12 protein-coding genes are annotated in these 13,820 nt (G+C 57.5%); 5 read left to right on the plus strand and 7 right to left on the minus strand.

The features are described from left to right. Window positions 1–35: 35 nt before the first annotated feature. Window positions 36–1,829 (minus strand): glycerophosphodiester phosphodiesterase family protein, encoded by a 1,794-nt coding sequence (locus tag H8790_RS10770; RefSeq protein WP_187332503.1) that lies wholly within the window; start codon window positions 1,827–1,829, stop codon window positions 36–38. Between the two features lie 408 nt (window positions 1,830–2,237). On the opposite strand from H8790_RS10770, the gene H8790_RS10775 reads away from it, so the two are divergent. Then, complete coding sequence (locus tag H8790_RS10775; RefSeq protein ID WP_187332504.1) at window positions 2,238–2,687, plus strand: flavodoxin family protein; 450 nt, start codon at window positions 2,238–2,240, stop codon at window positions 2,685–2,687. A 169-nt stretch (window positions 2,688–2,856) separates the two neighbouring features. On the opposite strand, the gene H8790_RS10780 is transcribed toward H8790_RS10775, so the two are convergent. Beyond that, entirely contained in the window at window positions 2,857–3,738 is an 882-nt protein-coding gene (locus H8790_RS10780) for a nitrilase-related carbon-nitrogen hydrolase (protein ID WP_187332505.1), read from the minus strand. A 12-nt stretch (window positions 3,739–3,750) separates the two neighbouring features. Beyond that, entirely contained in the window at window positions 3,751–5,166 is a 1,416-nt protein-coding gene (locus H8790_RS10785; RefSeq protein ID WP_187332506.1) for a sodium:solute symporter family protein, read from the minus strand. A gap of 235 nt (window positions 5,167–5,401) precedes the next feature. Between H8790_RS10785 and H8790_RS10790 the strand changes: the two genes are divergently transcribed. The 4 genes from H8790_RS10790 (at window position 5,402) to H8790_RS10805 (ending at window position 9,307) form a co-directional block, all read left to right on the plus strand. Beyond that, window positions 5,402–6,271 (plus strand): MurR/RpiR family transcriptional regulator, encoded by an 870-nt coding sequence (locus H8790_RS10790; RefSeq protein WP_187332507.1) that lies wholly within the window; start codon window positions 5,402–5,404, stop codon window positions 6,269–6,271. 404 nt (window positions 6,272–6,675) lie between these two features. Further along, a complete protein-coding gene (locus tag H8790_RS10795; protein ID WP_187332508.1) occupies window positions 6,676–7,194 on the plus strand; it encodes a CarD family transcriptional regulator in 519 nt (172 codons plus the stop codon). A gap of 270 nt (window positions 7,195–7,464) precedes the next feature. Continuing rightward, window positions 7,465–8,223, plus strand: coding sequence for an amidohydrolase family protein (locus tag H8790_RS10800; protein WP_187332509.1), 759 nt, complete (start codon window positions 7,465–7,467; stop codon window positions 8,221–8,223). A gap of 70 nt (window positions 8,224–8,293) precedes the next feature. Continuing rightward, on the plus strand, window positions 8,294–9,307 hold the full coding sequence (locus H8790_RS10805; protein WP_187332510.1) for a succinylglutamate desuccinylase/aspartoacylase family protein: 1,014 nt from the start codon (window positions 8,294–8,296) through the stop codon (window positions 9,305–9,307). Between the two features lie 105 nt (window positions 9,308–9,412). Here H8790_RS10805 and H8790_RS10810 read toward each other — a convergent pair whose 3' ends face one another. The 4 genes from H8790_RS10810 to H8790_RS10825 all read right to left on the minus strand — a co-directional run bounded on the left by H8790_RS10810 (window position 9,413) and on the right by H8790_RS10825 (window position 13,754). Continuing rightward, entirely contained in the window at window positions 9,413–10,321 is a 909-nt protein-coding gene (locus H8790_RS10810) for a LysR family transcriptional regulator (protein ID WP_187332511.1), read from the minus strand. A gap of 129 nt (window positions 10,322–10,450) precedes the next feature. Further along, the gene (locus tag H8790_RS10815) at window positions 10,451–11,665 is read right to left on the minus strand and encodes a M24 family metallopeptidase (protein ID WP_187332512.1); all 1,215 of its coding nucleotides are present in this window, start codon (window positions 11,663–11,665) and stop codon (window positions 10,451–10,453) included. Window positions 11,666–11,785: 120 nt separating this feature from the next. Then, a complete protein-coding gene (locus H8790_RS10820) occupies window positions 11,786–12,772 on the minus strand; it encodes an ABC transporter ATP-binding protein (protein ID WP_187332513.1) in 987 nt (328 codons plus the stop codon). Next, window positions 12,765–13,754: an ABC transporter ATP-binding protein gene (locus tag H8790_RS10825; protein ID WP_187332514.1), complete on the minus strand. Its 990-nt coding sequence runs from the start codon at window positions 13,752–13,754 to the stop codon at window positions 12,765–12,767. The genes H8790_RS10820 and H8790_RS10825 overlap by 8 nt, the downstream gene beginning before the upstream one ends. Between the last annotated feature and the right edge of the window lie 66 nt (window positions 13,755–13,820).

Here is a 13,820-nt window from a genome sequence, read left to right on the forward strand (position 1 = left end):
CTCCATGCAAAGCGCCTGAGAGATCAAACGATCCCTCAGGCGCTTTTTACAGGAAAGAAGAGGTCGCAAAGAGCATCCGGAAGCAGGGTCTCTTCCATGGAGTTCAGGCAGTACCGTGCCAGCTCCGGATTGTCCGTGACAATGCCGTCCGCCCCGCATTCGATGATCTTTCGAATGGTCCGCTCCGTGTTGGCGGTCCAGGCAAACACCTGCTTGCCCTGATAGCGGGCCTGGAGCACCAGTTCCCGGGTCAGGGCGGTGGTCTCCACGCTGTAGGCATCCACGTACTCCAAGTCATAGGCCCGGGAGAGGAGCACTGCGGAGATATACACGGTGGCCATATTGGGGCAGAGCTTCTTCACCTCTTTGAGGTGGCGCAGGCTGGTGGAGGCAATGGCGCACTGGTCCTCCATATCCCACTTCTCCACCAGGCGCAGCGTCTCTTCCACCAATCCATCCTCCCGGCCATCGGCCTTGAGCTCAATCATCAGCCGGATGCGGCCCTTTGCCGTCTGAAGCAGCTCCTCCAGCGTGGGCACCGGCTCCCCCGCAAAGCGCGTGGAGAAGGAGGAGCCCGCGTCCAACTGCTCCACCCGCTGGTAATCCGCGTCCTTGACCGCCAGGTCCACACCCGCAGTGCGCCGGAAGTTTGCGTCGTGAACCACAACCAAGGTTCCGTCCTTCAGCTGCCGCACGTCGATTTCCGCCATATCCGCACCGGATGCAATGGCGCCCGCCAGCGCCGCGGACGTGTTTTCCGGCCCGAACGCGGCCCCGGCCCGGTGGGCCACCACCCAGGCTGTCTCACCTTCCGTGTACCAGGCGCGGCCTCCCATCTCCGACTCGCTGAACAAAAGAAGAGCTGCCAGCGTGCCAAGGGCGGCGGCCGTCCGCCGGGCCGCCACGAATCCGCTGGGACGCAGCGCCGCCCACTGGGGCCGGGCATCGCCCCGGTACTGGTGGAACAGCATCACAACCACTGCTGACAAAAGCGTGGAGAACAGCGCTCCTGCTGCAATGGGCCAGGCTTTTCCCAAGGAGAGGAGCCACGCCCGGAACTCCTCTCTTCCCGCCTCCGTTCCCATGAAAAACCGCAGCCAAAGGGCCAAGATGGAAACAGCGGCGGCCGCGGCTCCCCACAGCGCCGTAAGGGAGAGCAGGGCATACCCAGCTACCCGCCCCGCGCTCCGCCATGCCCTGCCCCGCAGAAGGCGCAGGCTCTCCCGCCAGGAGTCCGGAAATGATCCCCCCTCCAGCAGAAGCACCGGAAACCCAAAGAGGTAAAAAAAGGCCGCAAGGTGAGTCCCCAGGATAAACAGCAGAAAAAGGCACAGCAGCAGCGGCTCTCCGGCGATGTATTCGGAGAGGAACTCCGGGATGCGCACCTTGCGCAGGTACCCGCTCTCCATCGCAAAAACCGATAGCATCATGGCCGGGAGCACCCCCAGCGCCATCACCCGCCTCGGGTGCAGCAGGGACGCAGTCCGGAGAACCGTCTCTTTCCAAAGTCCCCAGACCGTGAGTTTCTCCCTGCGCCACCCCCTGTCGCAGTAGAGGAACAGGGCGGCAAGCTCAAAGAAAATGAAAAGCCCGGCCAGAAATGCCACGCCCAGGAGTGCAAACAGGGCCTGGGGGCGCTCAAAGAGCCGCGATAAGTTCTCCTGGCTCAAAAAAGCCTCGCCCGCCAGGCCAGGCAGGCTGCCAAGGATGGCCCGGAGCAGAGGAAAGAGGAGGAGAAACCCAGCTCCCCGATACAGCATCTCAAAGCACAAAAGCACACTCCAATTGTAAAACGCCATCTCCCATACGGTCTGAATGCGCTCTTTCATCGATGCTCCCCCTTCCCAAGATGTGTAAAGACGCCTTTCGTGCTGTATACAGGCGCTCTTTCTTACAGCCTTTGCCGGTTTCTCCCCCTCTATGCACCGCCGCTTGCAAAAGCCTACCGTTTTTTGTCAGAGCCGTTCTTTTGGGGCCCTTTCTGCCGGTCAGCACAGGCTTTCAAGGGATGCGTACGGCTGCCGATTCTGCAAACATGTTGACAGGCCGTCAAAAAGGTTATATGGTTGACTTGCAGGCTGTACGTGAGGGGCGGACCGATCCGCCTCCATCGCCGCAGCAGATCGTTTGCGTGCCCAGCCGCGGCCGCGCTGGTTTTACGGCTCCAGGCGGGGAAACGCCCTCCTGCTTGTTGGTTGGGATGCACAGAAACACACAGGGCCTGAGGAGGTCATCGGATGAAAGCAATCATACTGTACGTGTCCACGCATCACGGCAACACGAAACGCCTTGCGGAGTGCATGGCGGATTCCATCGGCGCTGACCTTGTCGATCTCACAAAGGAGGATGCCCCCGACACCTCCGGCTACGATGTCATCGGCCTGACGTCCGGCATATACCACCAATCGTTCCATGACGCCCTGAAGGCGTATGTGAATGACACCGACTTTGCGCCCCACCAAAGGGTCTTTCTTGCGGACACCTGCGGCACCTCCTACCGTGACTACACCAGGGGCATGCGAAAGCTGCTGATGGAAAAGGGCGTATGCTGGGCGGGCAGCTTCCAGTGTCCGGGCTATGATACCTTTGGGGTATTTGGGAAAATTGGGGGAATTTCCAAGGGCCGTCCCAGCGAAAAGGACCTTCAGCGGGCCCGGGACTTCGTCCGGCGCATCACCCGGGAATAGCAGATTTTCACCGTCCACGCTTTTTTGATCAAGGAAAGGGCTGTCCCGGCGGGGCAGCCCTTTTGCTCTCAGCATTTTACTGCGCCGACTGCTGAAAACGCCTCAGTCCCCGGACGAAAGTCCGGGGACTGAGGCAAGGGAAACTATAAGAGAAAGGAGAGTGTAAGTTTTACTGCTTCCGGTACTTCTCCGGACAATACCCAAGGTCGGCGCTGTAGACATCGGTGCGCCGGTTGGCCAGGCGGCTGTTGGTGGGGTGGAAATACTTGCGGCGGCTGTCACACAGGTCCACGTCGGCGTAGAGAATCTCCTCCCGTTCATTGCCGGCCGGGCCTGCAATGGGCGCACCCCACTGGTCGGCAATGACGCTCTGGCCGGCAAACTTCACCGAGCCGGTCCTGCCCACCCGGTCCGTCCCCACCACCAGGACGTGGTTGGACAGGGCGTTTGCCATGCACAATGTGGAGGCCATGGTGTAATAGGGATCCGGCAGATGCCTGGACTCCTTCACATCGCCTGCGTTGAAGGGGACGCAGATGACATCCGCCCCCTGCATGGCCAGGATTCGGAAGGTCTCAGGGTAATACGCGTCCAGGCAGATCAAAAGGCCGATCCGCCCGATGGGGGTGTGGAATACCGGCAGGCCCAGGTTTCCGGGCTCGATCCAGTAGACCTCATCCTCGCAGGGATGCAGCTTGCGGAATTTGCCCACCAGTCCTTCCGGCCCGGCCAGCACGGCCGTATTGAAAAGGTCCGGCCCATCCTGCTCCACAAGGGAGGCGACAATGTATACGCCATGGGCCTTGGCCAGCTCCAGAAGGAGGGCTGTACTCTGCCCTCCGGGCACCGGTTCCGCCACGGCAAACACCTGGGCCCGGTTGTCAAAGACACAGCCTGTGTTGAACAGCTCAGGCAGCACCATCAGCGTGGCGCCCTGGGCGCAGGCCTCCTCGACCATCCTGCGCGCCGTGGCAAGATTCTGCTCCACCTGACCTTGCACAACATCCATCTGGACACAGGCCACCCGCGCCGGGGACTGATTTTTTTCCATGAAAGATCCTCCTTACAGCTCCTGATAAACGGGGTTTTTATGATCCAGCTTGCTGAACACGACCATGGCAACGCCGGAAGCGAGGCAGCCCCAGATGACATAGGGCACCACGGACTCAAACTGCATGGACACGGCGCAGACCACAATGCCTGCCACCATGCCGGCAATGACGCCGTTCTTGGTGATGATCCCTTTCTTGCGCAGGATGTAGCTGAGGAAGATGGGGCACACCAGCCCGGCGGCGGAATAGGAATAGGTCAAAACCAGCAGGCTCAGCACCTGGGGGAAGAACATGGCCAGCACAGCGGCGCAGATCAGCACCACCACGGACAGCACACGGGAGATCCGCACGGCCTTCTTCTCATCCACGTCGGGCTTGAGGACACGGTAGATGTCCCGGTTCAGGTTTACCACCACGGACTGAACGCCGGAGCTGATGGTGGAGAGAATGGTGCAGACAACCAGGCCCGAGAAGATGGCCACACACCAGATGGGCATCTCATTCATCAGCCAGCCGGTCGCCATTTCGCTCTCCAGGGAGGGGTTCATGGAGCGGACGCCCAGGCCCACGATCACAGCCCAAACATAGGCCAGCAGGGCGCAGCCGGCGGAGATCAGCAGGCTCTTTTTCACCTTATTGGTGTCCTTGCAGGCCAGGATGCGCTGGTAGTACATCTGGTTGGTCAAGCCGCCGGGCGTCAGGGAGAAAATCCACAAAACCGTGGTGGACAGGCCCACGCTGAAAAGAGAGCCGGGCAGCTCCACGATCTCGGGAGGCACAGTGGTCATGATGTGGTTCATGCCGCCGGCCATATTCACCGTGACGATGGCCACCGCAGTGCCCACGATCACCATCAGGCAGCCGAAGATAAAGTCCGTCCAGGCAACCGTCTTGAGGCCGGAAGGCAGCACAAACAGCAGGCACAGCGCCGCCATGACGCAGATCAGCACATTGATGGGGATGCCGGTGATGGTGGTGTACAGCTTGGCAAAGGCCGTCAGGTTGGAGCAGCACCAGCCAAAGGGCACCACGATGGTCATGATGCCGGCCAGAATACGCACCACTTTGCTGGGGCCTGTGTAGTGCAGCAGGATCTCCGGCACGGTGGCAAACTGGTGATCGCGCAGCCACTTGGCGATGAACATCAAAATGACAAAGGACAGCTGGCAGAGGATGCCGTAGAGCATGACGGAAAAGCCGTTGCTGAATCCGTTGCCCACCTGGCCCACCAGGATGCCGCCGCCCATGGCGGTGGCAAACTGGGTGCCCACCACCACGTACAGGGGAAGTTCACGCCCGCCGACTTCCCAGTCGTCTACACTGACGCTCTGGTCCTTTTCCTTTTTCCGGGTCAGCACCATGCTGAGTCCATAAGTAAGTGCCAGGGTAATGAGAATTGCGAGAATGATGATGACTGTCTGACTCATGATTTTCCTCCTTAATGTTTTGTCTCTCTATATCAAAGCGGGCCTCCCGCCGGAAAACTTAACCATATATTCACAATATTATTATCTTTTTATGATAAGATAATAATATTATTACCAATAGGGTAAAAAAAGAAGAACGCACAGGCTGTTGTTTTTGTAGAATTGCCACTTTTTTTGTACCCTAACTTTCGCTATACTGAAATTAGGAACATTCTGCCATACGGGAGGAAAGACTATGCAGCAGCTGCTTAAAACCATACAGAGTTCGTACAGCACCCTGCCCCAGGCTCAGAAGGCAGTGGCTGAGTATATTGTGGGCCATTATCAGGATATCCCTTTTTTGTCCGTGACCTCCATGGCCAAGGAAATCGGCGTCAGCGACACCACAATCATCAAGCACTGCATGCAGTTGGGTTTTTCCGGGTTTGGAGACTTTAAGCGCACGGTTACAGAGTATGTGCAGACCCAGTCCAACTGGCACGACCGCCTGGAGCAGCACCTCACCGAAATCGAGGATCAGGACGTGTATTCCAAGGTGTACCACTCTGAGATCGGGAACATCAAAAACACCTTGGAGAATTCCCTGAACCGGCAGAATTACGACCGGCTTCTCAACTCCCTGGACCAGGCGGAAAACATCTACATCATGGGGTTCCGTTCCTCCTCCATCCTGGCCAGGTTTCTCTCTCTCTCCCTGGGCCAATTGGGCTACCGGACCTATCCCATCACGCCGGAGGCTGGGGATTACTATGAACTGGCCTGTCGTATGACACCCAAAGACCTGCTGATCTCCATCTCTTTTTCCCGGTATATGTCGGATGCGGTGATCATCGCAGAGGCTGCAGCCAAAAAAGGCGTTCCCCATGTGGCCTTTGCCGACACCATGCTCAGTCCTGTCGCCGCCCACTCGGATTACTCCTTTATCTGCGCGGTGGAATCTTACAACAACGCACCCTCCCTGGCCGGCGGCTTTGTGCTGATCAGCACCATCCTCACCGGCTGCGCCCAGCGTCACCCGGAAGAAGCCAAATCCTATATGCTTCAAGTGGAGGAATTCTTAGGCGGCCATGGCCTGCTGTATCCTCTGCAGCCCCGGGAGCATTGAATTTCTTTTTATTTCTCTATTGCGCATAATATCATAATAATATTATTATTTCAATTGTTTTTATTTTATAATTAAATTATTATGCAAACTGTTTGATTTTCTCCTTCCAATTTGATCAAGTCGACGAAAATAGGCAGCGTTCGACCTCCCTCGTTTTCCTTTGTCCCGCGCCGCCGGCAAAGTCCATCGTGGGTTTTACAATCGGATATGCATTGGCGTTTCACCAAATATTCCGCTTTCTCCTTCCAATCTTATGGGAAACTAACCAATTATTTGCCTTTTTGAAAACTTTATTGCACATTTTGCAAAAAATGTGGTATACTAAACTATACAACGTGCGGTTTTGACAAACGTAAGTCCGATTGTTAAAGCCGCACGTCTCTATTTTATAAGGAGGAACGGTCATGTATGAGACGGGACAACTGGTTGTGTATGGTACCACCGGTGTATGCCGGGTAGAGGGGACCGGTACGCCGGATCTGAAGGGCGTCACCAAGCTTTACTATTTCCTGCGCCCCCTGTATCAGGACGGCGTGATCTACGCGCCTGTGGACAGTGAAAAAGTGCCCATACGCCCGGTGATCTCCCGGGAGGAGGCGGAGCGGCTGGTGGCCCTGATTCCCTCCCTCCATGTGCAGGCCTGCCACGGAAGGACCCTGCAGCAATTGGCTCAGCATTACCAGTCCATTGTCCAGACCAGCGACTGCCGCGAACTGATGGAGCTGACGATGTCCATTTATGCAAAGCGGCAGGAGGCGGAGCAGCAAAAGCACCGCCTGGGTATTGTGGATGAAAAATACATGCGTCAGGCGGAGCGCCTGCTTCACGGAGAGCTGTCCGCGGCCCTGGGCATTCCCTATGACCAGGTGCCGGACTTCATCGCCTCCCATGTAGGCAGGTCCGCTCAGCGGCCCGCTCAGTAAAAATCAGGCAGTCTTCACGAGACTGCCTGATTTTTTGTATTTTTCTGCGCTTTCATAAAGCTTTTATATGATTAAATATAATTTCTGTATTGGACTTGTCATGGAAATAGGAGTATTTTTTAGGTAGCAGAGAATCGAAAGAATTTTCCACATATATCCGGCATTTTTCCTCTGCATTCTTACATATGTCTGGAAATTGCAGGTAATTTTCAGCAAGTGGAGGCATGAAAAAAAGGCCGGTGCCAACAAAATTTTGAGGAGGTATAAACTATGATTATTGACTTTCACGTACACATCCGGAAAGACAAGGGAACCGTAGACAACTTCCTGCGGGGCATGGATGAGAACAACATCGACATCTCCGTTGTACATCCCATTGTCCCCGGCGGCACGCTGGGCCTCTCTGACAATGAGTTTGTCGGCCAGTTGTGCAAGGAGCATCCCGACCGTCTGATGGGCTTTGCCTGCGTTGTGCCCACCGAGCTGGGCGCTGCCGACGAGTTAAGGGCCGCTTTGGACAAGTACGGCTTCAAGGGCCTCAAGCTGCATCCTCCCATCCAGAACTTCTCCATGGCCGATCCCCGGATCGCGCCCTGCATCGAGGTGTGCATCGAATATGACGTGCCCATCCTCATCCACACCGGCGGCATCTACACCCAGGGTGCCCGCATGGCGCTGAGCGACTCCTCCATCATTGATGATCTGGCCATCCGCTATCCCAAGTGCAAGTTCATCATTGCCCACGGCAACCCCTTCACCTGGGACCCGGTCATCGTGGCCAAGAACCCCAACGTTTACATGGACACCTGCGGCACCATGGCCCGCTGGATGACCCTCTTCCCCCAGATCGGCCCCGCCACGCTGGCCCAGATGCGCACCAACGACCGCCTGCTGTACGGTTCCGACGCCAATGCGCTCAACACCGCGCGCTTCAAGGAGAACCTGCAGCCCATCCTTGACATGGATGTCTCCGACGAGATCAAGAACAAGATCCTGTGCGAGACCGCCAAGAAGCTGCTGAAGATCTGATTCCCTATGCGCGTTTAGGCGGCAGCGCCGCCTGTTTGGAAAGTTTAAAAAATTTTAGGAGGTTGTCACAATGTCTGAGGTAACAATCCAGGGCCACAAAGTTGCTGGCGGAACCCGCGCTTACTTCACCCTGCCTGTCAGCTACATGGCCAACGGCTCCATGATGGAGATTCCCGTCCATGTCGTCAACGGCGTCAAGCCCGGCCCCAAGCTGATGCTCACCGCTCTGTCCCACGGCGATGCCCCCACTGGCCTGGAGGTCATCCGTCAGGTACTGGAGAGCGTGGACATTGACCAGCTCAGCGGCACCATCATTGCCGTTCCCTGCCAGAACCCTGTCGCATTTGAGTGGAACCGCAGAAATACCCCCTTGGACTCCTACAACATGAACCGCACCTATCCCGGCAACCCCAAGGGCTGGTTCACTGAGCAGCTGGCCGCCACCATCTCCCCCCTGTGCGACGACGCCGATTATCTGATCGACTGGCACGGCGGTGAGTTCGGCATGGCCATCAACTATGTCCTGCTGAAGCTCAACGGCGGCGATTTCGTGGACGAAGGCGTCCAGATGGGCAAGGCCTTCGGCCTGGAGTACATGTACGGCGGTAAGCCCGCCGGTGCGCTGAACTCCTATGCCGGCAGCCTGACCGATTATATGCTGAGCCTGGGCAAGCCCGCCATCATTGCGGAGCAGGGCCACGGCATGCCTTTGGCCTTTGACCAGAACGCCCTCTCCGTCCAGGGTGTGTTCAACGTCCTCAAATACATCGGCGCATATCCCGGCAAGCCCATCCTGCCCAAGAAGCAGTACTTCCTGCAGGAGCGTCCTCTGATGCGCCCCCGCAACGGTGGTATGTTCTATCCGGAGTGCGGCATGGAATTGCTGAACAAGGTGGTTCCCAAGGGCACCCTGATGGCCACCATCCGCAACCCCCTGACGCTGCAGGTTGTCGAGCAGATGTACGCTCCCTGCGAGGAGACCGTCTTCCTGATGATGCGCGGCTGGATGAGCGTGGTCAACCCCGGCGGCTATGCCTACATCATGGGTGAGCGCAAGACTGCCAAAGTCTTTGAAAACGAATAAACTCCATCCACCCCATAAAAAGAACACGCCCTGCCTTTTTTGGCAGGGCGTATTCTTTTGCAGAAGCAGGTCCTGCGCCCAAGGCGCAGGACCTGCTCTTTCATCTCAGTGCTTCTCAAAATTGAGGGGCGCGGACTCCTCCACAAAGGAGATAAACTGCTTGGCGGCGCTGTTGTAAGCCCGCTCCGTGCTGTAGAGCATGCACACGCTGCGCTTGACCGGATAGTCGCTGATCCGCAGCAGCGAGATTTTGTCCAGGCTCAGCGTGGGCAGGCGGGGGGAGATGGTCACGCCCACTCCCGCCTCCACATAGGAGATCAGCGCCTCCGTATTGTTGACGGAAAACACGATCTTGGGGCTCACGTTCATGCTTTTGAAGTATTCGTCCGTCTGCCGCCGGAGCCCCTTCTCCGGGTTGATGGCCACATAGTTCTCGTCCTTGATCTCGTCGAACTTGACGCTGGTCCGCTTTGCCAGGCGGTGGGTCTTGGGCACCAGCAGGTAGAGTTCCTGCTCATAGACGGGATACATCACCAGGGGCGTGTCGATGTTGTTGCGGAAGGGCCCTGCGGCAAAGGCCACATCGATCTCCCTGGTGTTGATGCGTTCCATCATATCATCGATGACACAAGGCACAAAGTTGATGGGCTGGTCGTGGTGCCCTAAGTAGTTGTAATAAAGTTCAATCACCGGCGGCAGGAAGTCCAAACTGACGGAGAAAAGGTATCCCACGTTGATCTGCTCCGCCTGGGCGTCTTTTTTGTCACGCACCGCGGCAACGCCGTCGGCAAGGTCGGAAAGGACCCGCTTGGCGTAAGGATAGAACAGCTCTCCATACTCTGTGCGGCAGAACTGCTTCCCCTTTTTGGAAAACAGCTTGACCCCCATCTCCCGCTCCAACTCCCCGATGGCATAGCTGAGGCAGGGCTGCGAGACATGCATCTTGCTGGCAGCCTTGGTGTAATGCATCTCTTCACAAATGGCACAAAAATAGGTGATCTGTTGTAACGTCATGGTTTCTTCCTCCCACGTGCAAAGTTTCCTCTACAGCTGTCGGCCTTGTCTGCTTCCTTTCTATTATAGCGGGTTTCCCTTCCCATTGCAAAGCCAAATTGAACCACGCTGTCCCGACACGATATCTTCTCAGGAACAGATGATTTCCTCCAGGTCCTTGGGGAAGTAGGTCAGCTGCTCCACCCCGGTCTCCGTGATGTGCAGCGTGTCCGAGACGCGGAAGCCGCCCAGCCCCTCCACATAGAGGCCTGGCTCCACGGTCATGCACATTCCCGGCTGGAGCACCGTATCGTCCCCGATGTCAAAGAACGGGATTTCGTGGCCTTCAGTGCCGATGGCATGGCCGGTATGATGGCGCCAGCAGTCCTGCAGGCCGTTTTCCCGGTAGAACCGGCGCATCTCCCGGTCCACCTCGCTGCACCGAACGCCGGGCTTGATGACGCTGAAGGCGGTTTTCTGGGCCTCCAGGGCCAGGTTGTAGTATCGCAGCTGCTCCGGCGAGGGCTCACCCACAAAGAGCACCCGCTCCATCTCTGTAAAATAGCCCTGGATGTAGGCGTTGGTGCCCGTTACCAGGCCGTCGCCCTCTTTCAGCTTGGCGTTGATGACCACCGCGTGGGGAAGCGCGGCGTTTTTGCCCACCTGGCCCCGGAACACTGCCCGGACACCGTCTTTGTCCATGCCGCTCATGCGGTAGTGGGGCCCAAAGGCCTTGAGCATGGCGGAGGCGGTCTCCGAGGAGGCCCGCAGGCAGATTTCGATCTCTCCCAGGCCGGGCTTGCTGTACTCCTTCAGCAGCACGTGGGCCAGGTTGCTCCACTTGGAGCTCTCCCGCATCAGCATCAGCTCAAAGGGCGACTTGATCTTGCGCAGTTCCGGCACCAGGTGTGGGAAAAGCGTCAGCTTCATCTCCGGGCACAGTTCGCTGAGGGCCGGCCCCCGGTAGCCCCAGGCGCTGGAATAGCCGCCCGCGTCCGCCGCCACAAAGGCGCTGGTCAGATGCAGCTCCTCCAGCAGCTGGCGCAGACGCTCCATGGGGTGGACTTCGTCCGGGTACTCGGTGTAGCACACCGCCCGGCAGCCTTTGACCGTCTGCTCCACATGCTCCCGCTCCATGCGGGGGACAAAAAGGATGTTCTCCTTCCCCGGGATGTGGATCAGGACCACCGGACGCTCCGTCTGGCTCAGGGCGCAGCCGGTGAGATAGAAGATGGAGCGGGCGGAGAAGACCAGCATGGCCTCCGCGCCGTTCAGCGCCGCGTCCAACTTCTTCTGGCGGCTCTCAAATTCCTCCAGCGGAGGGATCAGGGGACTGGACAGGGAAACGTGGCTTACATCATTCATGGGTTGCTCCTTTCATCATTTGGACCGCAGGCCTTCCCGCGGTCCGCTTACGGTTCCCTCAGGCACGCAAAAACACCGGACAGGGCCTGCTTCCATGCTTCCTGTCCGGTGTATCAATTTCTATTTTTGCAGCTGCTCGCAGAAGTGGCATGCGGCAAAGTGCCCCGGGCAAACCTCCCGATATTCGGGCTCCTCCTGCTCGCAGATCTCTTTCCGGTAAGGACAGCGCGTATGGAAGCGGCAGCCATTCGGCGGATTCTTGGGGCTGGGCAGGTCTCCTTCCAGAACAATGCGGTTTTGCGCCTTGCCGGGGTCCGGCACAGGGATGGCCGACAGCAGCGCCTTGGTGTAGGGGTGCTGCGGATTCTCAAACAGTTCCTGGGTGGGGGCCAGCTCCACAATCTTGCCCAAATACATCACGCCCACGCGTTTGGAGACGTGACGGATCACATTCATGGCATGGGAGATGAAGATGTAGGTCAGGTTCAGCTCCTCCTGCAAATCGTTGAGCAGGTTCAGAATCTGGGACTGAATCGACACGTCCAGCGCGGAGACCGCCTCGTCGCACAGCACCAGCTTGGGCATCAGGATCAGGGAACGGGCGATGCTGATGCGCTGGCGCTGGCCGCCGGAGAACTCATGGGCATAACGGTCGTAGACATACTCCCGCAATCCCACCTTGGCCAGCATATCGATGGCCCGCTGGCGGCGCTCCTCCGGGTCTGTGACGCCGTTGACCAGCATGGGCTCCTCCACAATTTTTCCCACCGGCATGCGGGGGTCCAGGGAGGAGTAGGGGTCCTGAAAAATAATCTGAATGTTCTTGCGGATGGGGCGCAGCTGATCTTTACTCAGATGCGTGATGTCCTGCCCCATAAATTTAATGCTTCCCTCGGTGACATTCTCAATCCGGATGACGCTGCGTGCCAGGGTGCTCTTTCCGCAGCCGGACTCGCCGACCAAGCCCAGCGTCTCTTTGGGGTAGACGTCCAGGGAGACGCCGTCCACCGCGTGGACATTTCCCTTTTTATCCTTGCCAAAGCCGGTATTGAAGGGGAAATAAGTTTTTAAATCCCGAATTTCGAGCAAGGGCTCCCGATCAGCCATTTTCTTTGCTCCTTTCCGCCCGCTCCTCCGGCGTGAAATAGCAGGCATACTTGCCGCCATCCAGCTTGCGGAGCTTTGGCATCTCTACCTTACATTTGTCCTGGCAGTATACACAGCGGTTATGGAACCGGCAGCCCTCCGGGAAATTCTCCGGGTTGGGCACGTTGCCGCGAATGATGTCCAGGCGGTCTTTATCCATATCCACACGGGGAATACAGCGGAGCAAACCTTCGGTGTAGGGGTGCTTGGGATGGTAGAAGATCTCCTGGGGAGTCCCTTCCTCCACGATCTTTCCGGCATACATGACCACGATGTAGTCCGCGATCTCCGCCACAACGCCAAGATCGTGGGTGATGAACATGACGGCCATGCCCTTTTTTGCCTGCAGGTCCTTGATGATCTGCAGGATCTGGGCCTGGATGGTCACATCCAGCGCGGTGGTGGGCTCGTCCGCAATCAGCAGCTCCGGATCGCAGGCCATGGCCATGGCGATCATGACGCGCTGGCGCATACCGCCGGAGAGCTGGTGGGGATAGCACTTTGCAATCCGCTCCGGATCGGGCACGCCGACCAGCTTCAGCATTTCCACCGCCTTGGCCCAAGCCTCTTTCTTATCGTCCTTGGCATGGATTTTGTATGCCTCTCCAATCTGCTTGCCGACCTGGTGAACCGGGTTCAAAGAGGTCATGGGCTCCTGGAAAATCATCGAAATCTCCCTGCCGCGGATTTTCCGCATTTCATGAGGGGGTAAGGTCAGCAGGTCTTTGTCCTTGAACCAGACATTTCCGCCTGCAATTCCGTTGTCCGCCAAAAGATGGAGGATCGACAGGGCTGATGCGCTTTTCCCGCAGCCGGATTCGCCAACAACGCAAAGCGTTTCCCCTTTGTTGATCTTAAATGTGATCTCATCAACGGCAGTTACAACACCCCTGGGCGTATTAAACTGTACCTTTAGGTTCTGTACATCCAGTAAAGTGTCCATATTACTCCTCCGACATGGGTGTTTTGAGTCCCGCAGCTCATCCCTGCGTCCCTGATTCCGGCACGG

It is taken from the genome of Oscillibacter hominis (assembly GCF_014334055.1).
GTDB classification, from domain to species: Bacteria; Bacillota; Clostridia; order Oscillospirales; family Oscillospiraceae; genus Oscillibacter; species Oscillibacter hominis.